The organism is Streptomyces sp. 35G-GA-8 (assembly GCF_023534745.1).
Lineage (GTDB): Bacteria > Actinomycetota > Actinomycetes > Streptomycetales > Streptomycetaceae > Streptomyces.
The window spans coordinates 600,122-620,134 of sequence record NZ_JAMHJQ010000004.1 but is presented as its reverse complement, the minus strand read 5'-3'; the positions used below and the strand labels follow the sequence as shown (position 1 = coordinate 620,134).

Genomic DNA, 20,013 nt, shown 5'->3' with positions numbered 1-20,013 from the left:
CTGCTGACCTGGCCAACTCTACCCGATCGGCTTGGGTGGCCCCGACCATTTGATGGGTGTTGCGGCCTGTCGGATTGTCCTTTCTTCCCTTTGATCCGTCAAAATGCGATTTGTTCAGACAGTTGACGCATTGGCGTCCTTGTGGTCGCGCCCAAAGATCTTGATGAGTGTGGAGGGGATCGCATGACCGTCCCGGTCTTCGAGGAGTACGAGCCCGCTCCCGACTGCCCCTGTGCGGGATGCGCCGAGCACCGGCGCGATCTGGCCAGAGGGCTGCCGGTGCGGGTCGGTGGTCATCCGGTGGCCCGCGGTGCCCGGCTCGCTCTGGTGCTGGCGACCGCCGCGGGGGTCGCCCTGGGCGCGGCGGGTACGGGAGTCGACACGGCGCAGGCCGTCGCGCCACTCGGAGCGGCGACGACCGGAACCTCCGTCGATCCGAATCCGGGTACCCCGCAGGGCGGCAGCGGTCCTCTGCACGGGCGGCCACTGCCCGGCCCCTCGGCCGGCAAGCCGCCGGGCGAGCTGCGCGCGACCACCCGGGCCGACATCATCAACCGCGCCAAGCGGTGGGTGCGGGAGCAGGTGCCGTACAGCATGGAGAAGTACTGGTCGGACGGGTACCGCCAGGACTGCTCCGGCTATGTGTCGATGGCCTGGAACCTCTCCGACAACGAATGGACGGGCAGCCTGGCCGATTTCGGCGTGCGGATCACGCAGGACGAGATGGAGCCCGGGGACATGCTGCTCTTCCACAATCCGGCCGACCCCAACAAGGGCTCGCATGTCACGCTCTTCGGCGGCTGGACCGACTACACGCACTCCTACTACGTGGCCTACGAGCAGACCAAGCCGCATGCGCGTACGCAGTCCACACCGGTGGGGTACTGGAACAACGCCGACCGCTATGTGCCCTATCGCTACAAGGGGCTGACCGAGGTGTCGGAAGGCAAGGGTTCGAACTCGGCCACGGGCAACGGGGCCGGGACGTCGGCGGCGTACCCGGGGGCGCGCTCCTTCGGACCCGGCGCCCGCAATGCGCACGTCACCCGGCTCGGCAGGTTGCTGATCCAGCGGGGCGGCAAGCGCTTCTACAGCCAGGGCGCGGGACCCGAGTGGGGCGAGGCGGACCGGCGGGCCACTCGGGCGTTCCAGCTCGCGCAGGGCTGGCGCGGCGCGGAGGCGGACGGCCGGCCGGGGCCCGGGACCTGGCGCCTGTTGGTGCGGGGCCTGGGCAAGAACATCCCGGCCGCGGGCGCCGGCGCGCGCCCCGGTGGCGGCGGGAACGGAAACACCGGCGGAAATGGCGCCGGGAACGGGAACGGGAGCGGAAGCGGGAAAGGCGCGGGGAAGGGGGGCGCGTTCCCGGGCGCCGAGTTCTTCCGGCCGGGCAAGTCCAGCGCCCACGTGGAGCGACTCGGCAGGCAGCTGGTGAGGAAGGGCTTCGGAAAGCACTACACCTCGGGTCCCGGCAGGCTCTGGACCGAGGCCGACCGGCGCAACGTCGAGGCGTTCCAGCGCGCCCAGGGCTGGCGCGGCAGCGCGGCCAACGGCTACCCCGGTCCGGAAACCTGGCGGCGACTCTTCGTATGACGGAGGCACGGATGACGACGACCTGGCGGCCGAACGACGACGAGGACGACCTGAGGGGGGTGTTCACGGTACGGCGCACACCGCCCCCGGCCGAGCACGTATCCGAGCCTGAGCCCGAGCTCCAGCACCGGCCCGACCTCCACCCCGATCCTCACCCCGAGCCCCAGGTCGCGCACCGGCCCGAGTCCGCGCAGATGCCAGGGCCGATGCCCGAGCCATCGGTCGAGCCATCGGTTGAGCCGTCCGTCGAGCCGTCCGTCGAGCGGTTGGTTGAGCCGTCCGTCGAGCCGTCCGTCGAGGACACGGCGGAGCTCGTACCGGAGATCCCGGCCCCCGACGACTCCGGTGGGGACGGCGGAAGCGACCACGCCCGCTTCTCGGAGCCGGTGTTCCTCGGGAAGGGCGATCAAGAGGACACATCCGCCGGCCGACCGGTGCTGGCGGCCTTCGGCGCCCAGATGCCCGCCGCGGGGGCCGCTCCCTTCGTACGTACCGCCGGGCACCCCCGGTGGAGCCCGCTCATCGTGGGCGACAGCACACAGGAGATCCCCGTCCATCTCCTCTTCCGCGACGAGGCCGACGAGCTCGAAGCCACCGGACACCCCGCCGGACACCCCGCCGGACAGCCCACCGGACACCCCGCCGGACCCCCCGTCAGGCCCACCGTCGTCGGACGCCGGTGGGGGACCGGGGAGCAGCCACGGATCCGCCGGGTGCCCGGTCCCGCGCCCATGCCCGTCGCGCCGACGCGCACGGCGCCGCCCGCGGACCCGAAGCTCGTCGAACGGCCGGGGCCGGTCCTGCCCGGCTGGGCCGCCGCCCTCGTCGGCTGCGTGGCGCTGATCGCCTGCGCGGTGGTGGTGTGGATGACCGGTGCCGTACCGGACGGCGCGTCCAGGGTGCTCGGACTGCCGTGGCGCCCGTACCACGGCATCGGGCTCGGCCAGTGGGCCCTGCTCGCGCTGGGGGTGACCGTCGTGCTCCTCGCCTTCGGCGGGCTCGGCCGGAGCCGGGTCGGCCAGGCGTGGGTGCTGACGCTCTTCGGTGACTACCGGGGCAGCGTGCGGCGTACGGGACTGCTGTGGGTGAGCCCGTTGCTGCTGCGCCGGGGGGTGGACGTACGGCTGCGGCACTGGCGCAGCGAGCCGATGCCGGCGGTCGACTCGAACGGCACCGCGCTGCGGGTCGTCGTGCTGGTGATCTGGCGGGTGCGGGACACCGTACGCGCGGCGCTCGGTGTCCCGGACCATGAGGCGTATCTGCGCGAGCAGGTCGAGGCGGCGATGGCACGGGTCCTCTCGCAGCTGCCCGCCGACGCGTTCCACGACGAGGCGCCGACGCTGCGCGACGCCGAGGCCGTCGGCGACTCCCTGACCAGGATGCTGTCGGCGGAGTGCCGGCCGGTCGGCGTCGATGTTTTCTCCGCGCAGCCGACCCGGATCGAGTACGCGCCGGAGATCGCGGAGGCGATGCGGCGCAGCCGGATCGCGGCGATCGACGCCAAGCACCGGGACACCGTGCTGACCTCGGTGGTCGACGCGGTGCACGACACCGTGAACCGGCTCACCTCGCGGGGCCTCGTGGAGCTGGACGACTACGAGCGCAAGGCGTTGGTCAAGGACCTCACCGTCGCGTTCTGCACGGGACGCCAGGGCGTCGCGGAGAAATGGTGACCGGCTGGCGCTAATTGGTCTGGACCTGGCTCGTACTTGTTATGGACACGGTCAAGTTCTGTCCATACTCTAGGACTTGGTCTAGACCGCAGATGTGCTCACCCTGCACGCGCGCAGCACGGCTCACCGAACTCCCCACGTTCTCTGGAGCGAAGCATGCGAAAGAAGATTGGCGCGGCCGTGGTCGGCCTCGCGGTCGCGGGCGTCTCCCTGCTCGCCACCGGCAGCGCCAGCAGCCACGGCTACACCGACTCCCCCATCAGCCGCCAGAAGCTCTGTGCCAACGGCACGGTGACCAACTGCGGCAACATCCAGTGGGAACCGCAGAGCGTCGAGGGGCCGAAGGGCTTCCCGGCCGGCGGTCCCGCCGACGGCAAGATCTGCTCCGGCGGTCTCGGCCAGTTCGCGCAGCTCGACGACCCGCGCGGCGGTGCCTGGCCCACCACCAAGGTATCGAGCGGCCAGAGCTACAACTTCCGCTGGCAGTTCACCGCCCGGCACGCCACGACCGACTTCAAGTACTACATCACCAAGAACGGATGGAACTCGAACGCACCGGTCACCCGTGCGGCCCTCGACTCCCAGCCGTTCCTGACGGTGCCGTACAACAACCAGCAGCCGCCCGCGACGCTGTCGCACTCGGGCACGCTGCCTTCGAAGTCGGGCCGGCACCTGATCGTGGCTGTCTGGACCATCGCTGACACGTCGAACGCGTTCTACGCCTGCTCCGACGTCCAGTTCTGAGGCATGCCTCAGAGGCAGGAACCAGAAGTAACCAGTAGGAATCAGTAGGACCTCGGGGAGCGTGGCTCTTCACGGTCCGCCGTCGTGCGGTCCGCGCTCCCCGAGGCTCGTGTCACTCGCGCGCGCCCGCGTACTCCACCGGCCGCCCGCGCAGGGAGAGCGCGGCCGGTACGACCGCCGAGACCGTGGCGAGCACCGCGCACGCGCCCGCCGCCGCGCCGAGCGCGTGCCACGGCAGTATGAGCGCGGAGCCCGCGTGCAGGACGCCCAGCGCGCCCCACAACCCGGCCAGACCGACCCCGGCGACCAGCGTGCCGAGCACGGTCCCGACCGCCACGACCAGCAGCGCCTCCGCCGCGACGAGCCGTAGCACCTGAGGCGCGGTGGCGCCCGCGAGCCGGAGCGCGGCCAGCTCCCGCCCCCGGTCGGAACCCGCCATGGCCAGGGTGTTCACCAGGGAGATCCCGGTGTAGAGCAGCGCGATGCCGAGGACCAGCAGAAACCCCGCGCGCGTTCTGCCGTCGGTCTCGGGGTAACTGGCCGCCACCCACGCGTCCTTGGTGAACACCTGCCCGCCCGAGCGCCCGGCCGCCGCGCGCAGACCGGCCGCCACGGCGCTCGCGTCGGCGCCCTCCGCGAGCCGTACGTCGATCCGGTCGACGGACGCGCCCGGAGCGTTGCGCGGCGTCACGTACACCCCGTTGCCGCCGGTCCCGACGCGCATGACGGCGGCGATCCGCAGCGTGGTCCGCGTACCGTCCGCCCGCCATACGGCCACGGACTCGCCGACCGTGTGCCGCTCCCACTCCTCGTTGACGATGATCGAGCGGTCGTCCAGATCGGTCACCCGGCCCGCGGCGAGCGGCAGCCGGGCCGTCTCCGCGAGCGCCGCCGGATCGGCCGCGCGGGCGTCGGACCGGATCAGCGCGACCCCGTCCTCCAGTACGTGGACGGCGCTCGCGGCGGTGGGGGAGACCACGGCGCCGGGGACTCGCCGTACGCGCTCCACCGTCGCGGCGTCGAAGCCGGGTCCGACCGAGTCCTGCCCGGTCGCGTCCGCCCCGCCCGGCTCCGAGATCACGAAATCCGCCGTGGTCCGCTGCCGGATCTCCCGTGCCTCCGCCCCGTCGAGCGTCGCCGTGGCCCCGAGCAGGGAGCCCGTCAGCGCGACCGTCACCAGCACGGGCGCGGCGACGGCCGCGGTGCGCCGTACCCCGGTGGCCGCGTTCTCCCGTACCAGCAGGCCGGTCGCGCCCGGCAGCCGGGCGGGCAGCCAGGCGATCAGCCGGGCGAGCGGAGGCACCAGGACCGGCGCGAGCAGCGCGCACGCGACGATCAGCGGCATCGGCCCGCTCGTGTACGACTTACGGCCGAGCAGACCGCCCGGTTCGGTCAGCAGGGCGTGGACCGGGGGCCCGATCCCCACCAGCAGCAGCCCCGCGGCGAAGAGCCACCGGCCCCGGGTCATGGTCCCGGTGTCCACCGCCGCGTCACGCAGCGCCTCCATGGGCCCGGTCTTCCCGGCGCGCCGCGACGCGGCCACCGCGCCCGAGAGCGCCACGAACAGACCCGTCCAGAAAGCCAGTTGATACGGCCAGGTGGACGACCCGATGGCGAACCAGCGCGGCGCGAGCCCGCCGTCCACCAGCCACGCCGCCAGCAGGGGCGCTCCCCGCGCGCCCAGCGCGCAGCCCGCCGCCGAGGCCACCACCCCCACCACCATCGCCTCGGCCAGCACCATGCGCCGGATCTGGCCGGGGGTGGCGCCCGCCGTGCGCAGCAGCCCGAACTCCCGGCGCCGCTGCGCGACCGCGAAGGCGAACGTCGACGCGACCACGAAGACCGAGACGAAACCGGTGACCCCGGCCGCCGTGCCGAGCATCGCGTTCACCGTGACCAGCGCCTCGCTGTCGCGCTCCGGATCGGCGTCCGCGTCCTTCCTGGCGGCGCCCGTGAGCACCCGTACGCCCGTCGCGTCCGCCGAGCCCGCCACCTTCTCCCGTACCGCCCGGGGATCGGCGTCCACCACCAACTGATCCACACGCGGCGACAGTTGGGCGGCGCGCGCGTCGGGGTAGAAGAGCGCCCGCTCGAAGCCGAGATCCCGGACGGTACCGACGATCGTCACCGTCCCCCGGTCGGTACGCACCCGTTGGCCCGGCGCGGTCCAGTCGCCGGTGGCCACGGCCTCGTCCGCCGCCCTCGGCGCCCGGCCGCTGTCGACGCGGTACGGCGCGAAGGCGGCCGTGGACCAGGGGTGACCGACCAGCCCGGCCGGCCCGCCCGCCACCCGCACCGGGAACGTACGGTCCTCGACCGTACGGCCCAGGGTCGCCAACTCCGCCGCCAGGGACGGCGGTACGGACCGAGGACTGGCCAGCTTCGCGACCCGGTCCCCGATCCGGGTCGGTACGCGCAGGGTGTCCGCGCCCTTCACCACGACCGGCGCCGCCGCGAACCGTTCGGGGCGGCGCTCGGGCGCGTCCAGACTCGCGGCCAGGGCGAGCCCCATCGTCGCGATCAGCCCGACCCCCAAGGAGAGCGCGACGAAGCTGCCCACGAACGTGGTCCAGCGGCTGCGCAGCGTGCGCAGGGCGACGCTCAGCACGGCACGGCCTCCAGCGTGGTCATCCGGGCGGCGATCTCCTCGGCGGACGGCGCCGGCAGCTCGCCGCTGACCCGTCCGTCGACCAGGAAGACGACACGGTCGGCATACGAGGCGGCGACCGGGTCATGGGTGACCATCACGATCGTGGCGCCGTCCCGGTCGACCAGGGAGCGCAGCATGCCCAGCACCTCACGGCCGGTCCGTGAGTCCAGCGCCCCGGTCGGCTCGTCGGCGAACAGCACCTCGGGGCGGGTGATCAGGGCGCGGGCGAGCGCGACCCGCTGCTGCTGGCCGCCCGAGAGCTCGGAGGGGCGGTGCTTGGCGCGGTCGGCCAGACCGACGCGGTCCAGTACCTCCCGTACCCGGGCCCGCGAGACCCCGCGCCCGGCGAGCCGCAGCGGCAGCGTCACATTCTGTTCGGCCGTCAGCGAGGGCAGCAGATTGAACGACTGGAAGACGAAGCCGACACGGTCCCGGCGCAGCAGGGTCAGCCTCCTCTCGGTCAGCTCCGTCAGTTCCGTCCCGCCGATGGACACGGACCCCGAGGTGGGCCGGTCGAGACCGGCCGCGCACTGGAGCAGTGTCGACTTGCCGGAGCCGGAGGGACCCATCACGGCGGTGAAGGTGGCGCGGGGGAACGCGAGGGAGACCTCGTCGAGGGCGGCGACAGCGCTGTCCCCCGATCCGTGGATCCTGCGCACGGAGCGCAGTCGAATCGCGTCGCGCTGCGTGTCGCCGAGTGCGTCGCGGCGCGCGTCGCGGCTGTCGCGAGGTGTGTCGTCGGCCATGTCGTGGGTCATGGAACAATTCGACCGCCGTGTGGCGCCCGGCACACCAGTGCGGGACATAGTCCTGAGGTAGGGCAGGCCCTACCTCGGATACTCCGGCCGCATGGATGGCCCGTACCGCGGTTCGCCTTCTACGGTCCTCCCATGCGCTCCCGCCCCGACACCCGCTCCCGCACCCTGTGGCAGGCCCTGGCCCGGCCGGACTTCGCGCTCTCGCCCTGGCCGTGGCGATCGGCGGCGTATCTGCTCAGCGGCGTACCGGTCGGGATCGCCGTGCTGGTGGTGGCGGTGGCCGTCATCGCCGTGGGCGGGGTGCTCTCCCTCGTACTGATCGGGTTGCCGCTCCTCGCCCTGGCGGCGCTCGGCGGACTGCCGGTGGCCCGGCTGGAGCGGTTCAGGACGCGGCTGATCGATGAGCGGCCCGCCGCCGATCCGCATGGCCGGCCCGCCGAACCGGGGCTGTGGCCCTGGCTGCGGACCCGCTTCCAGGAGCGGTCGACCTGGCGGGAGCTGGGGTACGCCGTGCTCCTCGCCCTGGTGCTGTGGCCGCTCGACGCCATCGCCGTCGTCCTCTGTCTGCTGCTGCCGCTCGCCATGGTCGCCACACCGATCCTGCTGGCCACCGTGGGGGAGGGCGAGGAGGTGAAGGTCGTCAAGGTGTGGACGGTCACCTCCTGGCCCATGGCGTACACGTTCGCCGTGCTCGGGCTGCTCTTCCTCGCGGTCTGCTGCTACGCGCTGGGCGTGCTGGCCGGCGCCCGCGCCGGACTGACCCGGCTCCTGATAGCGCCCCGGGAGACCGCGCTGGGGCAGCGGGTCGTCGAACTGAGCCGGTCCCGGGTGCGGTTGGTGGACGCCTTCGAGGCGGAGCGGCGCCGGATCGAACGAGATCTGCACGACGGCGCCCAGCAGCGACTCGTCGCGCTGACCATGACGCTGGGGCTGGCCCGGCTCGACGCACCGCCCGGCCCGGTCGCCGACCGTATCGACGCGGCGCACCAGGAGGCCGGCGAGGCGCTGGCGGAACTGCGCGAACTGATCCGGGGCATACACCCCAAGGTCCTCACCGACTACGGACTCGCGGCGGCGGTCGCGGACGTGGCGGACCGCTCCGCGCTGCCGGTGGAGGTACGGATCGAAGAGGCCCGGCGATTCCCCGACGCGGTGGAGGCCACCGCGTACTTCGTGGTGTGCGAGGCGCTGGCGAACGCGGCACGGCACAGCGGGGCGAGCCATGTCACCGTCTTCGGCCGGTACGGTGACGGGCGGCTGGTGCTGGAGATCGAGGACGACGGTGACGGCGGTGCCCGCGCGGGCGGGGGAAGCGGGCTGACCGGGCTGGCCGACCGCGTCTCCGTGCTGGACGGGGGGCTCTCGCTGTCCAGCCCGGCCGGCGGCCCGACCGTCCTGCGGGTCGAAATCCCCTGTCCGGTCAAGGGAGTCGACGAGTAGTCCGGGCATCCGGTCGGGCGTCCTGTCCGTCCTGACCGTCCTGACCGTCCTGTCTGTCCCCTCCGTGCCCTCCGTCCTGTCCGTCCTGTCCGTCTCTCCGTCCCGGCGCCGAGCGCAGATCGGTCATCGAGGGACGGATGTGTCAACTGAACTCCGTCATCCGGGAGTTCGCCGCCCGAGGGGTTTGCCGACGCCGGGATTTGGGGGACCATTCCCGCGTCGGTCATCGCGCGTAGACCCATGCGACAGCCGCGCCGCTCACTCTTTGGACGCTCCGTGCCCACCCGGGCGCGGAGCGTCTGTCCCCCCATGTCCCCCCATACCTCGCCCGGAGGATCACCGTCATGCGTCGACGTCTGGCACTTCCGCTCGCCTCAGCCGTACTCGCCCTCGCCGCCTCCCTGGTGACGGCCTCTCAGGCCGCCGCCGCCCCGGCCGACAAGCCCCAGGTCCTCAGCAACTGGACCCAGGAGTCCGCCGCCAGCTACAACTCCTGGGTCGCGGCCCGGGGGAACCAGGGCGCGTGGTCGGCCTATGGCTTCGACTGGTCCACGGACTACTGCTCGTCCTCTCCGGACAACCCCTTCGGCTTCCCGTTCCAGACCGCCTGTGCCCGCCACGACTTCGGCTACCGCAACTACAAGGCGGCCGGCCAGTTCCCGGCGAACAAGGCGCGCCTCGACTCCGCGTTCTACGCGGACCTGAAGCGGGTGTGCTCGGGGTACTCGGGCGCCACGAAGGTGTCCTGTGACGGGCTGGCGTGGACGTACTACCACGCGGTCGACATCTTCGGCGTGAGCCCGATGGTGGACGGTTCGAGGTCCGTGGCCTGAGGATCCTGAACGAGGGAAGGCCCCCCGCTTGCGCGAGGGGCCTTCCTCTGTCTGTGCGCCGCCAGGGACTCGAACCCCGGACCCGCTGATTAAGAGTCAGCTGCTCTAACCAACTGAGCTAGCGGCGCCTGCTGACTCGAAAATAATACCTGGTGGTCCGGGGTGCTCAGGACCACCGCCCGGAGGACCACCCGGAGCGGCACTAGTGCCCCTCCCGGCACTAGATCGTCAGCGAGAGGGCCAGCGGCGCCGCCCGGCGGTTCAGGGTCTCCGCCGCCACCCGCAGCCGATGGGCGTGCTCGACCGGCAGCGACAGCGCCAGGCAGCCCACGGTGGAGCCCGCCGTCAGCGGGACCGCGGCGCAGACCGTCCCCAGCGCGTACTCCTGAAGATCGAGCACCGGCACCGTCGGCGCCTGGCTGTCGAGCCGGGAGAACAGCAGCCGCTCGCTGGTGATCGTCCGGGAGGTGAACCGGGCGATCTTGTGGCGGTCCAGATGGTCCCGGCGGCCGTCCCTGTCCAGCTGGGTCAGCAGACACTTGCCGATCGCGCTGGCGTGGGCGGTGGCGCGGAAGTCCACGTACTCATTGACCGCGGGCGTCAGCGGGCCGTCGGCGACCTGGGTGACCTTGATCTCACCGTCGATGTAGCGGCTGAGGTAGACGGCCGCCCCGACCGAGTCGCGCAGCTCGTCCAGGGTGTTCTGGAGCCTGTCCGCCAGGGCCCGCTGCCGGGCCGCGCCGGTGCCGAGCAGGGCCAGCGAGTCGCCGATCACATACGCGCCGTCCGCGACCTGCTCCACGTATCCCTCGCGCCGCAGCATGGAGAGCAGGGGAGCCAGATGGCCGGCCGGCAGCCCGCTCTCCCGGGCTATCCGGGCCTCGGTCACCCCGCCGCCGTACTTGGACACGGCCTCCAGCACGCGCAGCACGTACCGCACCGAATGGAACGGCGCGGTCGGTTCCGGCTTCAGCACCACGGTTCCCCCCAGCAGGTTGTGACCGCAAGCTCCCGCACCACGATAGCCGTCAAGAGCCTTTGCCGGGGCGGCGGTTGCCCATAAGGGGCGGGCGGATCGGCGCTCTGGGCTGCGCGGTATCGCCCTGGCATATGCCAGCGGCATACTCATCTCTCGCCATGCGAGGCCCGCGATACGAGGTCAGAGCACCGCGCCCAGGAACTCGCGGGTACGTTCGTGCTCCGGCTCGGCGAAGATCCTCTCCGGCGGGCCCGATTCGATGACCTTGCCCGCGTCGAACATCAGGACGTCGTCGGAGATGTCCCTGGCGAAGTTCATCTCGTGGGTCACACAGAGCATCGTGATGTCCGTGGTGCGTGCGATGTCCCGGAGCACGTCGAGTACGCCCGCGACCAGTTCGGGGTCGAGCGCCGAGGTGACCTCGTCGAGCAGCAGGATCTTCGGGCGCATCGCCAGCGCGCGGGCGATCGCCACCCGCTGCTGCTGGCCGCCCGAGAGCTGGGTCGGCTTCGCCGCGCAGCGGTCGCCGAGGCCGACCAGATCGAGCAACTCACGGCCGCGCTCCTCCGCCTCGTCCTTGCTCAGCCCCAGCACCTTCACCGGGGCCTCGGTGACATTGCGCAGCACATTCATGTTGGGGAAGAGATTGAACTGCTGGAAGACCATGCCGATGTTCTTGCGCACCTCACGGACATGCTTGTTGTCGGCGGGGAAGAGTCTGTCGCCACTGACGGTGATCACGCCCTCGTCCGGTTTGACGAGAGTCATCAGCAGCCGCAGGATCGTCGTCTTGCCCGAGCCGGAAGGGCCGATCAGGGTCACATGTTTTCCGGGCCGCACGGAGAAACAGAGATCGTCCAGCACGGTGTTCTTTCCGAACCGCTTGGTGACATTCTCGAAACGGATCAGCTCGCCCGCCGGATCGGTGATTTCGGTGGTGGATATGTCAGCGGACAAGACGACGCTCCAGGGCTCGCATGAGAAGAGAAGCCGGATAGGCGATGAGAATGAAGGCGACACCGACCACGGTCAGCGGTTCGGTGTACTGGAAGGTGGTCGCGCTCTCCAGCCGGGACTGCTGGAGCATTTCCAGCACACTGATTCCGGCGAGCAGCGGCGTGTCCTTCAGCATCGAGATGACGTAATTGCCCAGCGCGGGCACGATCCGCCGGATCGCCTGCGGCAGGATCACCGCCATCCAGGTACGGCCCGTCGGCAGGCTGAGTGCGGTGGCCGCCTCCCACTGACCGATGGGTACCGCGTCGATACCGGCGCGGTAGACCTGGGCGGTGTACGTCGAATAGTGCAGACCGATCGCGATCGTGCCGGTGGTCATCCCGGAGAACTGCACACCCCATTCGGGCAGCACGAAGAAGAAGAAAAACAGCTGCACGAGCAGCGGGGTGTTCCGGATGAACTCGGTGATGACATTGACCGGCCACCGGACGAAACGTGCCGGCGCCCGGAATCCGATCGCCCAGACCAGACCGAGCGTGAAGGAGAGCAGCGAGCCGAGCACCAGCACCTGAAGGGTGAGGAGCAGGCCGTCCCAGAAGCGTGGCATGAAGTCCGCGACGGCGGACCAGTCCCAACTGTTCATCGGGTGCCTCCCGGTGTCGCCGTGATGCCGATCCCGGCCTTGGTCCTGCGCTCAAGTGTCTTCATGCCACGGGCCAGGACGAACGCGAGCACGAAATAGATCACCAGCGTCACCGAGTAGATCTGTGCGCTCTCCTGGGTGGCCAGCCGCACCAGATAGGCGGCGAACGACACATCGGCGACACCGAGCAGGGAGACCAGCGCGGTGCCCTTCAGCAGTTCGATGAGGAGATTGGAGAACGGCGGGATCATCTCCGGGATCGCCTGGGGCAGCAGGATCAGCCGCATGCGCTGCCAGGGGGAGAAGTTCAGGGCGATGCCCGCCTCGCGCTGCGCCGGTGCCACGGAGTTCAGGGCGCCGCGTACGACCTCGGCGCCGTACGCCCCGTACGACAGGCCCAGCGCCAGCACGGCGGCCCACATCGGGACCAGGGCCCAGCCGAACAGGCCCGGCATGACGAAGAACAGCCAGAACATCAGCACCAGCGCCGAGGTGCCCCGGAAGATCTCGGTGTAGAGGCCCGCGAGGAAGCGGACGAAGCGCGAGCGGTGCGTACGGGCCGTACCGACGGTGAAGGCCACGGCGGCGGCGAGCGCGGCGCTGTACAGCGTGAGCTGGATCGTGATCCAGATACCGGGCAGCACCCACTGGGTCCAGAGGCCGGCTGTCATGCGCACAGCTCCTCTGCGGTCAGGGTGGTCATCTCCGCCTCCGTGAAGCCGAACGGCTTGAGGACGCGGAGCAGCTCGCCGCTCTTCTTCATCTTGTGGATCTCGACATTGAAGGCGTCCCGGAGAGCGATATCCGTGGGGCGGAAGGCGAATCCGCCGCCGTCGATCTTCTTCTCGCCGTCCACGAGCGGCGCGAACGGCTCCGTGGCCTCCGCCTTGTCGCTCTTCTTCACCACTTCGCGGCCGGTGAGCGCGGTGCCCGCGAATACGTCGACCCGGCCGGACTCGACCGCGTTCAGCCCCGCGACCGGGTCCTGGAGGATGACGAGTTCGTTCTCGGGGACCCCGGCGGATATCGCGTAGTCGATCTCCGCGTAGCCGGTGCCGGTGGCGATCTTCGCCTTGGTCCGCACCACGTCCTGGTACGAGCGCAGCCCTTTGGGGTTGCCCTTGCGCACGATGAACGAGTCGAGCATCTGGTACTCGGGATCGGCGAAGATGACCTGCGCGCAGCGCTCCTTGTTGATGTACATCCCGGCCGAGACGACATCGAACTGCTGCGAGTTGAGGCCGGGTATCAGCGAGGAGAAATCGGTGGCCACGGGCTGTACGGCGCCGACGCCGAGCCGTTTGAAGATCACCTTCGCCAGCTCCACCGCCTCACCGGTGAAATCGCCCTGGTCGTTGATGAATCCGTACGGTGCCTCGCCCGCGATACCGAGCCGCACCGTGCGCTGCGATTTCAGCCGGGCGAGTGTGTCACCGGAGGGAATCCTGCCGCAGCCGGCGGCGCCGAGCGCCCCCGCGGCACCCAGCGCCGCCGTGCCCAGCAGAAGGGACCGGCGGCCCAAGGGGCGTTTCGCGGTTCTTTCCTTGTCGTGTTCTGGTGGTGAAGCCATGGGCGCGCGGCTACCCGACTCCATACGGGTTATGCACATCAATTCGAGCCGATCTTGAGACCGGCCCGCGCCCGGTCTGTGGCCTTGACTCAGTGGATCAGACGAGGACCATGAGGGCATGGCCGACCGATTTGTGACTGTGTCGCTCGACAAGCGCGGGGTGCGCTGCACCGCGAAACTCCTCGATGACCGGGCCCCGGTGACCTGCGCGGCGGTGTGGGAGGCGCTGCCGCTGGGCTCGGACGTGTACCACGCGAAGTACGCGCGCAATGAGATCTACGCGCTCTTTCCGGCCTTCGCCGCCGAGGAACCACCGCTGGAGAATCCGACCGTGACCCCGATCCCCGGGGACCTCTGCTACTTCACCTTCTCCGACACGGAGCTGGGCACGTCGTCGTACGGCTACGACGAGAAGGCGGTGCGCGGCCGGCGCACCGTCGTGGACCTCGCGCTCTTCTACGAGCGCAACAATCTCCTGATCAACGGGGACATGGGCTGGATCCCCGGCATCGTCTGGGGGACGGTGGTGGACGGCCTCGACCGGATGGCCGAGGCCTGCCAGGACCTGTGGCGCGCGGGCGCCATCGGCGAGACGCTCAGCTTCCGGCGGGAGTAGGCCCCGGGCCGGGAATGCCGGGCGCGGCCCCCGACTCGTACAGCGCGTGCGCGGCGCGCAGCACCAGCGCGTCCGCGTGCCGGGCGGCGACCAGCTGCAAGCCGATCGGCAGCCCGTCCTCGTCCACCCCGCACGGCACGCTCGCGGCGGGCTGCTGCGTCAGATTGAACGGGTACGTGAACGGCGTCCACCCCGTCCAGCGCCGCTGGCCCGAGCCCCGAGGTGTCTCCCGGCCCGCCTCGAACGCGGTGATCGGCAGCGTCGGTGTGACGAGCAGGTCGTACGACTCATGGAACCGGCCGAACCGCCGGCCCAGCTCCATCCGCGCGTCGACCGCCGCGAGATAGTCCAGCGCGCTGTAGCGCTCACCGAGCGCGACGATCTCCCGCAGCCCCGGATCGAGCAGCTGCCGCTGCTCCGCGCCGAACGGCTGCACCAGCCGGGCCGCGCCGCTGAACCACAGGGTGTGGAAGGCCTCCACCGGATCCGTGATGTCCGGATCGGCCTCCTCGATATACGCCCCCAGCTCGGCGAGCCGGCCCACCGCGCGCCGTACGGCCGAGGCCACCGCCGGGCGCACCGGGACCTGATTGCCGAAGGTCGGCGAGTACGCGATCCGCAATCCTTTGACGGCGCCCGCGCCCGCGCCCTCCGCCCCCGTACGCCCCGCGCCCCCCGTAAGCGCGGCGTAGAGGCTCGGCGCCGGGGCGAGCTGTGACCAGTCCCGCCAGTCGGCGCCGCCAATCACATCCATCAGCAGCGCGGCGTCCGCCGCGTCCCGGGTCATGGGCCCGGCGTGCGCGAGCGTGCCGAACGGGCTGGACGGATAGAGCGGCACCCGGCCGTAGGTCGGTTTGAACCCGAAGATCCCGCAGAAGGAGGCCGGGATACGGACCGAGCCGCCGCCGTCCGTACCGATGGAGAGCGGACCCGCGCCCAGCGCCACGGCCGCCGCGCTGCCGCCACTGGACCCGCCCGACGTCCGGGAGGGATCGTACGGATTACGGGTCACCCCGCTCAGCGGTGAGTCGGTGACCCCCTTCCAGCCGAACTCAGGCGTGGTGGTCTTGCCGACGAGGACCGCGCCGTGTTCCCGCAGCCGCGCCACCGCCGGCGCGTCCTCGTCCCAGGCGCCCTCGGCCCGTACGGTCCGTGAGCCGCGCAGGGTGGGACTCCCGCGCTGGAGGAAGATGTCCTTCACCGAGACCGGGACCCCGTCGAGCAGCCCCCGCGGCTCCCTCCCGCGCCAGCGGGCGGTGGACGCCTCCGCCTGGGCGAGCGCCGCCTCCGCGTCCACCCGTACGAAGGCGTTGACCAGCGGCTGCACCGCTTCGATCCGGTCCAGCACGGCACGGGTCGCGTCGAGCGGCGAGAAATCTCCCCTCTCGTAGCCGGCCAGCAGCTGACGCGCGGTGAGGTCGGTGAGACGCGTGGGGTCGGTCGTGAGATCAGTCATGCATGGGGACGTACCCACGTTTCTTGTCCACCACGTTCGGCAGCGGCTTTCCAGCGGCCCAAAGTTTATAAAGTTCCACGAACTGCTCGCCCAGTCGGTCGCGCCAGCCGACCGTGTCCCCGCTCATGTGCGGGGAGACGATCAGGCCGGGGACGTCCCAGAGCCTGTCGTCCGCGGCCAGCGGCTCCCGTGCGAAGACATCGAGCGCCGCGCCCGCGATCCACCGTTTCGACACCGCGGCGACGAGATCGTCCTCCACCACGAGCTGACCTCGGCCCACATTGATGAAGCGGGCGGAAGGCTGCATCAGGCCGAAGAGCCGCGCGTCGAACATGCCGCGTGTGGCGTCCGTGAGCGGCGCCGCGGAGATCACCCAGTCGGCCCGGATCACCAGCCGGTCCAGCTGGTCGGCGGCGTGCACGCCGGGGCGTGCCGTACGGCCGGTGACGGCCACCGTCACGCCCAGCGCCCGCAGCGTGTCGGCCACGGCCCGGCCGATCGGGCCCGCGCCGATCACGACCGCCCGGCTGCCCGCGACCTGAAGGCCCTCGCGATGGCGCCAGCGGCGCTGGCGCTGGAGCTCCAGCGTGCCGGGGAGGTCCTTCGCCATGGCGAGCACCAGGCCCGCCACATACTCCGCGATCGGCGCCTCGAAAATGCCCCGGGCATTGGTCACGACCGTGTCGGAGGCGACCAGCTCGGGACAGAGCAGCCGGTCCACCCCGGCGCTCGCGGTGTGTACCCAGCCGGGCCGCGGTCCCTCGCCCGGCCAGGCGTTCCGTACCGCGTCGGAGGTGAAGTCCCAGACCAGCAGGGCGTCCGCGTGCGGGAGTTCGGCCGCCAGATCGGTTTCGTCGACGGAGCGGATCCGTGCCTTTCCGGTGAGCCGGCCCAGCCGTGGCGGAGGGTCCGCGGCCAGGACGAGGAGGGTAGGTGCTGGCATGAGGAGGAGCCCTTCTGCCGGGGGCCTGACCGTCGGCGGGTTCGCCGGGCAGCCGGACGGGATCCGCCGGGAACGGGCGGGAATCCGCCGAGGATCGGGCCGGGCGGGGTTCCCTCGGGATTTCCCTCGGGAAAAATCCGTGCAACGTCTGAGATGGGCTGATTGACCACGCTCGCACCTTGCTCCTACCGTCGTCAACAAGAGCCTGATACCCGACAAGGGGGCATGTCATGGAAGTCTCCTTTCTGGGTGGTCCGGAGCCCCAGCGCGGTGTCGGCGTGGTGGCTCCCTTCGATTTCGCACTCGACCGTGAACTGTGGCGGTGGGTGCCGGACGACATCTCCCTGCGCGTCACCCGCACGCCATACGTGCCGGTCGAGGTCTCCCTCGACCTCGCCCGGCTGGTCAGCGAGCACGAGACCCTGGGCGAGGCGGTCAGGGCGCTCGGCGCCTCGGAGCCCGAGGTCATCGCCTATGCCTGCACCTCCGGCAGCTTCGTCGGCGGCGCGGCCGGCGAGCGCGCCATGTGCGAGGCGATGACCCGCGCCGGTGAGGTCCCCTCGCTCACCACCTCGGGCGCCCTGGTCGAGGCACTGACGGAGCTGGGCGTCGGCCGTATCGCGCTGGTCACGCCCTATACGGAGTCGGTCACCCAGTCGCTGGAGGAGTATCTGGGTGAGGTCGGGGTAACTGTGACGGGTCGCGCTTTTCTGGGGCTGACCCGGCACATCTGGAAGGTGCCGTACCGCTCGGTCGTGGACATGGCGCGACAGGCCGTTGTCGGGGCGGCCGACGCGCTCTTCATCAGCTGTACGAATCTGCCGACGTACGACGCGATTCCCCAGCTGGAGGCCGAGCTGAGGATGCCCGTCCTGTCCGCCAACCAGGTGACGATGTGGGCGGCACTGCGCAGGCTCGGGGCACACGCCGTCGGTCCGTACCAGGCGCTGCTGCTGGATCGGCCCTCGACGCCCGAGGTCCCGGCGCTGCCGCGGGTGGAGCCCCTGCCCCCGGTCGCGCCCGTGTCACCGGCAGCGCCGATCGGGCCGGTCGGCCCGGTCGGGGTCGCCCCGCAGGGGCAGACCGCCCCGTCGGCGGAGCCGCTGCCGGAAGATACGGAAGGATGGACATGACCACCGTCGGACTCCTCTACCCCGGGCATTCGGCCGAGGACGACTACCCCCGCATCGAGATGATGTTCGGCAGCGACATCCGGCTGCCCGTCGTCCACACCGATATCGGCGAGGACGCCCACCGCGTCGACGCGCTGCTCCGGATGGGGGCGGACGAACGGCTCGCCAAGGGGGTGGAGGAGTTGCGCCTCGCCGGTGCCGAATCCGTGGTCTGGGCCTGTACCAGCGGAAGTTTCATCTACGGGTGGGAGGGCGCCCATAAGCAGACCCGCGCCCTGGCCACCGCCGCGGGACTGCCGGCGTCGAGCACGTCGTTCGCCTTCGCCCACGCCGTACGCGCGCTGGGCGCCTCACGGGTCGCCGTCGCCGCCACCTATCCGGCGGATGTCACCGCGTACTTCGCCGCCTTCCTCAAGGCGGCGGCGATCGAGGTCGTCTCGGACCGGGCGAGCGGCATCATCACCGCGGCCGAGGTCGGCACCTGGGAGCGGGAGCAGGTCCTCGAACTGGCCCGCGCGGGCGACCATCCGGACGCGGAGGTCGTCCTGCTCCCGGACACGGCCCTGCACACGATCGCGTATCTGTCCGAGCTGGAGGAGATCCTTGGCAAGCCGGTCCTCACCGCGAACCAGGTGACGGTCTGGGAGGGGCTGCGGCTCGCGCGGCGCAGGGCGTGGGGGCCCCGGCTGGGGAAGCTGTTCGAAGGCCGGGAGTACGAGGCCCCGCGCTGACGGCGACGAGGCCCCGCGCCGACGGTGACGAGGCCCCGCGCCGACGGCCCGGGGAACGAGCGGCGTGGCGCGGGAATAACCGGAGTCCCCCTCCTGTTGTAGCCCTTCTGTACGTATTCGATACGCAGGAGGGTCTGACCGGTGGACGACGCGAGCCGAGGCACGACGGACGGCATCAGGGGCACGGCGCACGGCACCGCGCCCGTACCCCTCTCGGTACTGGATCTGGTCACGGTGGGCAGTGGCTCCACGGCCACCCGGTCGCTCCGGACGAGCGTCGCGCTCGCGAAGCTCGCCGAGCGCAGGGGATACCACCGGCACTGGGTCGCCGAGCACCACTCCATGCCGGGCGTCGCCTCGTCCTCCCCGGCCGTGATCCTCGCTCATCTCGCCGCCCACACCGAACGCATCCGGCTCGGCTCGGGCGGTGTGATGCTGCCCAACCACGCCCCGCTGGTGATCGCCGAGCAGTTCGGCACGGTGGAGGCGCTCGCCCCGGGCCGGGTCGATCTGGGCCTCGGCCGCGCGCCCGGCACCGACGGGGCGACGGCCGCCGCGCTGCGCCGCACCGACCGGCTGAACGAAGGCGCCGACGACTTCCCGCAGCAGCTCGCCGAGCTGACCCGGTTCCTGGACGACGACTTCCCCGACGGCCACCCGTACTCCCGTATCCACGCGGTGCCCGGCCCCGTCCAGGGCCCCGTGGGCCGGCCGCCGATCTGGCTGCTCGGCTCCTCCGGCTTCAGCGCCAGGCTGGCCGGGGTGCTGGGGCTGCCGTTCGCCTTCGCCCACCACTTCTCGGCGCAGAACACCATCCCGGCGCTCGACCTGTACCGGGAGTCCTTCCGCCCTTCCGCCGTCCTCGACGCCCCCTACGCGCTGATCGGCGTCTCGGCCCTGGCCGCCGACGACGAGCGTGAGGCCCGCCGCCAGGTCATGTCCGGCGCCCTCTCCATGGTCCAGCTGCGCACCGGCCGGCCGGGGCTGGTCCCGACACCGGAGGAGGCCGAGGCGTACCGGTTCAGCTCGATGGAGCAGGAGTTCGTGGACAACTGGCTGGTCAATATCGTGCACGGCACCGCGGACGCGGTCCGCGACGGCCTCAACGACCTTCAGAAGCGCACGGGCGCCGATGAGTTGATGCTCACCGCCCACGCGCACAGCGGCGAGGAGCGGCTGCGCAGCTATGAGCTGATCGCGGACGCGTACGGCCTGCCTGCCTGACGCCCCGGGACCGGACTCTCGGACTCTCTCCCGGTACCGTCCCAAGGGCACGGGGACGGTCCCAGGGGCGCGG

Annotated in this window: 18 protein-coding genes and 1 tRNA gene; 9 read left to right on the top strand and 10 right to left on the bottom strand. The window is 71.2% G+C overall.

Annotated features, from left to right (window positions below):
• The first annotated feature begins 183 nt into the window (after nt 1-183).
• The 3 genes from M1203_RS12085 (at nt 184) to M1203_RS12075 (ending at nt 4,007) form a co-directional block, all read left to right on the top strand.
• Nucleotides 184-1,590, top strand: coding sequence for a peptidoglycan-binding protein (locus M1203_RS12085; RefSeq protein WP_249949590.1), 1,407 nt, complete (start codon nt 184-186; stop codon nt 1,588-1,590).
• A gap of 11 nt (nt 1,591-1,601) precedes the next feature.
• Entirely contained in the window at nt 1,602-3,263 is a 1,662-nt protein-coding gene (locus M1203_RS12080) for an SPFH domain-containing protein (protein ID WP_249949589.1), read from the top strand.
• A gap of 156 nt (nt 3,264-3,419) precedes the next feature.
• A complete protein-coding gene (locus M1203_RS12075; protein WP_249949588.1) occupies nt 3,420-4,007 on the top strand; it encodes a lytic polysaccharide monooxygenase in 588 nt (195 codons plus the stop codon).
• A 112-nt stretch (nt 4,008-4,119) separates the two neighbouring features.
• Here M1203_RS12075 and M1203_RS12070 read toward each other — a convergent pair whose 3' ends face one another.
• Nucleotides 4,120-6,615 (bottom strand): ABC transporter permease, encoded by a 2,496-nt coding sequence (locus M1203_RS12070; protein WP_249949587.1) that lies wholly within the window; start codon nt 6,613-6,615, stop codon nt 4,120-4,122.
• A complete protein-coding gene (locus M1203_RS12065; RefSeq protein WP_249949586.1) occupies nt 6,609-7,415 on the bottom strand; it encodes an ABC transporter ATP-binding protein in 807 nt (268 codons plus the stop codon). Before M1203_RS12065 ends, M1203_RS12070 begins: the two co-directional genes overlap by 7 nt.
• Before the next feature lie 132 nt (nt 7,416-7,547).
• Here M1203_RS12065 and M1203_RS12060 point away from each other — a divergent pair, with 132 nt between their 5' ends.
• Entirely contained in the window at nt 7,548-8,855 is a 1,308-nt protein-coding gene (locus tag M1203_RS12060; RefSeq protein WP_249949585.1) for a sensor histidine kinase, read from the top strand.
• 344 nt (nt 8,856-9,199) lie between these two features.
• Nucleotides 9,200-9,688, top strand: coding sequence for a phospholipase (locus M1203_RS12055; protein WP_249949584.1), 489 nt, complete (start codon nt 9,200-9,202; stop codon nt 9,686-9,688).
• Nucleotides 9,689-9,742: 54 nt separating this feature from the next.
• On the opposite strand, the gene M1203_RS12050 is transcribed toward M1203_RS12055, so the two are convergent.
• The 6 genes from M1203_RS12050 to ehuB form a co-directional block, all read right to left on the bottom strand.
• Nucleotides 9,743-9,816 (bottom strand) — tRNA-Lys (locus M1203_RS12050).
• 92 nt (nt 9,817-9,908) lie between these two features.
• Nucleotides 9,909-10,667 (bottom strand): IclR family transcriptional regulator C-terminal domain-containing protein, encoded by a 759-nt coding sequence (locus M1203_RS12045; RefSeq protein WP_249949583.1) that lies wholly within the window; start codon nt 10,665-10,667, stop codon nt 9,909-9,911.
• A 180-nt stretch (nt 10,668-10,847) separates the two neighbouring features.
• Nucleotides 10,848-11,624, bottom strand: a complete 777-nt coding sequence (gene ehuA / locus M1203_RS12040) for an ectoine/hydroxyectoine ABC transporter ATP-binding protein EhuA (protein ID WP_249949582.1) — start codon at nt 11,622-11,624, stop codon at nt 10,848-10,850.
• Nucleotides 11,614-12,267 (bottom strand): ectoine/hydroxyectoine ABC transporter permease subunit EhuD, encoded by a 654-nt coding sequence (gene ehuD / locus M1203_RS12035; RefSeq protein WP_249949581.1) that lies wholly within the window; start codon nt 12,265-12,267, stop codon nt 11,614-11,616. Before ehuD ends, ehuA begins: the two co-directional genes overlap by 11 nt.
• Nucleotides 12,264-12,938 (bottom strand): ectoine/hydroxyectoine ABC transporter permease subunit EhuC, encoded by a 675-nt coding sequence (gene ehuC, locus M1203_RS12030; RefSeq protein WP_249949580.1) that lies wholly within the window; start codon nt 12,936-12,938, stop codon nt 12,264-12,266. The genes ehuD and ehuC overlap by 4 nt, the downstream gene beginning before the upstream one ends.
• Nucleotides 12,935-13,837 carry an ectoine/hydroxyectoine ABC transporter substrate-binding protein EhuB gene (gene ehuB, locus M1203_RS12025; protein ID WP_249949579.1) on the bottom strand — a complete coding sequence of 301 codons (903 nt, stop codon included), beginning with the start codon at nt 13,835-13,837 and terminating at the stop codon, nt 12,935-12,937. The genes ehuC and ehuB overlap by 4 nt, the downstream gene beginning before the upstream one ends.
• Before the next feature lie 118 nt (nt 13,838-13,955).
• Between ehuB and M1203_RS12020 the strand changes: the two genes are divergently transcribed.
• On the top strand, nt 13,956-14,453 hold the full coding sequence (locus M1203_RS12020; protein WP_249949578.1) for a DUF3830 family protein: 498 nt from the start codon (nt 13,956-13,958) through the stop codon (nt 14,451-14,453).
• On the opposite strand, the gene M1203_RS12015 is transcribed toward M1203_RS12020, so the two are convergent.
• A complete protein-coding gene (locus M1203_RS12015) occupies nt 14,434-15,909 on the bottom strand; it encodes an amidase (protein ID WP_249949577.1) in 1,476 nt (491 codons plus the stop codon). The two genes, M1203_RS12020 and M1203_RS12015, sit on opposite strands and share 20 nt — an antisense overlap.
• The gene (locus M1203_RS12010) at nt 15,902-16,852 is read right to left on the bottom strand and encodes a D-2-hydroxyacid dehydrogenase (protein ID WP_249949576.1); all 951 of its coding nucleotides are present in this window, start codon (nt 16,850-16,852) and stop codon (nt 15,902-15,904) included. The genes M1203_RS12015 and M1203_RS12010 overlap by 8 nt, the downstream gene beginning before the upstream one ends.
• Nucleotides 16,853-17,082: 230 nt before the next feature.
• Between M1203_RS12010 and M1203_RS12005 the strand changes: the two genes are divergently transcribed.
• The 3 genes from M1203_RS12005 to M1203_RS11995 all read left to right on the top strand — a co-directional run bounded on the left by M1203_RS12005 (nt 17,083) and on the right by M1203_RS11995 (nt 19,940).
• Nucleotides 17,083-17,985, top strand: coding sequence for a decarboxylase (locus M1203_RS12005; protein WP_249949575.1), 903 nt, complete (start codon nt 17,083-17,085; stop codon nt 17,983-17,985).
• Nucleotides 17,982-18,716, top strand: coding sequence for a decarboxylase (locus tag M1203_RS12000; RefSeq protein ID WP_249949574.1), 735 nt, complete (start codon nt 17,982-17,984; stop codon nt 18,714-18,716). Before M1203_RS12005 ends, M1203_RS12000 begins: the two co-directional genes overlap by 4 nt.
• Before the next feature lie 141 nt (nt 18,717-18,857).
• Entirely contained in the window at nt 18,858-19,940 is a 1,083-nt protein-coding gene (locus M1203_RS11995) for an LLM class flavin-dependent oxidoreductase (protein WP_249949573.1), read from the top strand.
• Nucleotides 19,941-20,013 lie beyond the last annotated feature (73 nt).

Bases quoted from the DNA above. Each gene is read 5' to 3' on its own strand.
- M1203_RS12010 (WP_249949576.1), bottom strand. From the start codon at position 16,852: ATGCCAGCACCTACCCTCCTCGTCCTGGCCGCGGACCCTCCGCCACGG.
- M1203_RS12085 (WP_249949590.1), top strand. From the start codon at position 184: ATGACCGTCCCGGTCTTCGAGGAGTACGAGCCCGCTCCCGACTGCCCC.
- M1203_RS12080 (WP_249949589.1), top strand. From the start codon at position 1,602: ATGACGACGACCTGGCGGCCGAACGACGACGAGGACGACCTGAGGGGG.
- M1203_RS12075 (WP_249949588.1), top strand. From the start codon at position 3,420: ATGCGAAAGAAGATTGGCGCGGCCGTGGTCGGCCTCGCGGTCGCGGGC.
- M1203_RS12015 (WP_249949577.1), bottom strand. From the start codon at position 15,909: ATGACTGATCTCACGACCGACCCCACGCGTCTCACCGACCTCACCGCG.
- M1203_RS12005 (WP_249949575.1), top strand. From the start codon at position 17,083: ATGGAAGTCTCCTTTCTGGGTGGTCCGGAGCCCCAGCGCGGTGTCGGC.
- M1203_RS12060 (WP_249949585.1), top strand. From the start codon at position 7,548: ATGCGCTCCCGCCCCGACACCCGCTCCCGCACCCTGTGGCAGGCCCTG.
- ehuB (WP_249949579.1), bottom strand. From the start codon at position 13,837: ATGGCTTCACCACCAGAACACGACAAGGAAAGAACCGCGAAACGCCCC.
- ehuD (WP_249949581.1), bottom strand. From the start codon at position 12,267: ATGAACAGTTGGGACTGGTCCGCCGTCGCGGACTTCATGCCACGCTTC.
- M1203_RS12020 (WP_249949578.1), top strand. From the start codon at position 13,956: ATGGCCGACCGATTTGTGACTGTGTCGCTCGACAAGCGCGGGGTGCGC.
- M1203_RS12055 (WP_249949584.1), top strand. From the start codon at position 9,200: ATGCGTCGACGTCTGGCACTTCCGCTCGCCTCAGCCGTACTCGCCCTC.
- M1203_RS12065 (WP_249949586.1), bottom strand. From the start codon at position 7,415: ATGACCCACGACATGGCCGACGACACACCTCGCGACAGCCGCGACGCG.
- ehuC (WP_249949580.1), bottom strand. From the start codon at position 12,938: ATGACAGCCGGCCTCTGGACCCAGTGGGTGCTGCCCGGTATCTGGATC.
- M1203_RS12000 (WP_249949574.1), top strand. From the start codon at position 17,982: ATGACCACCGTCGGACTCCTCTACCCCGGGCATTCGGCCGAGGACGAC.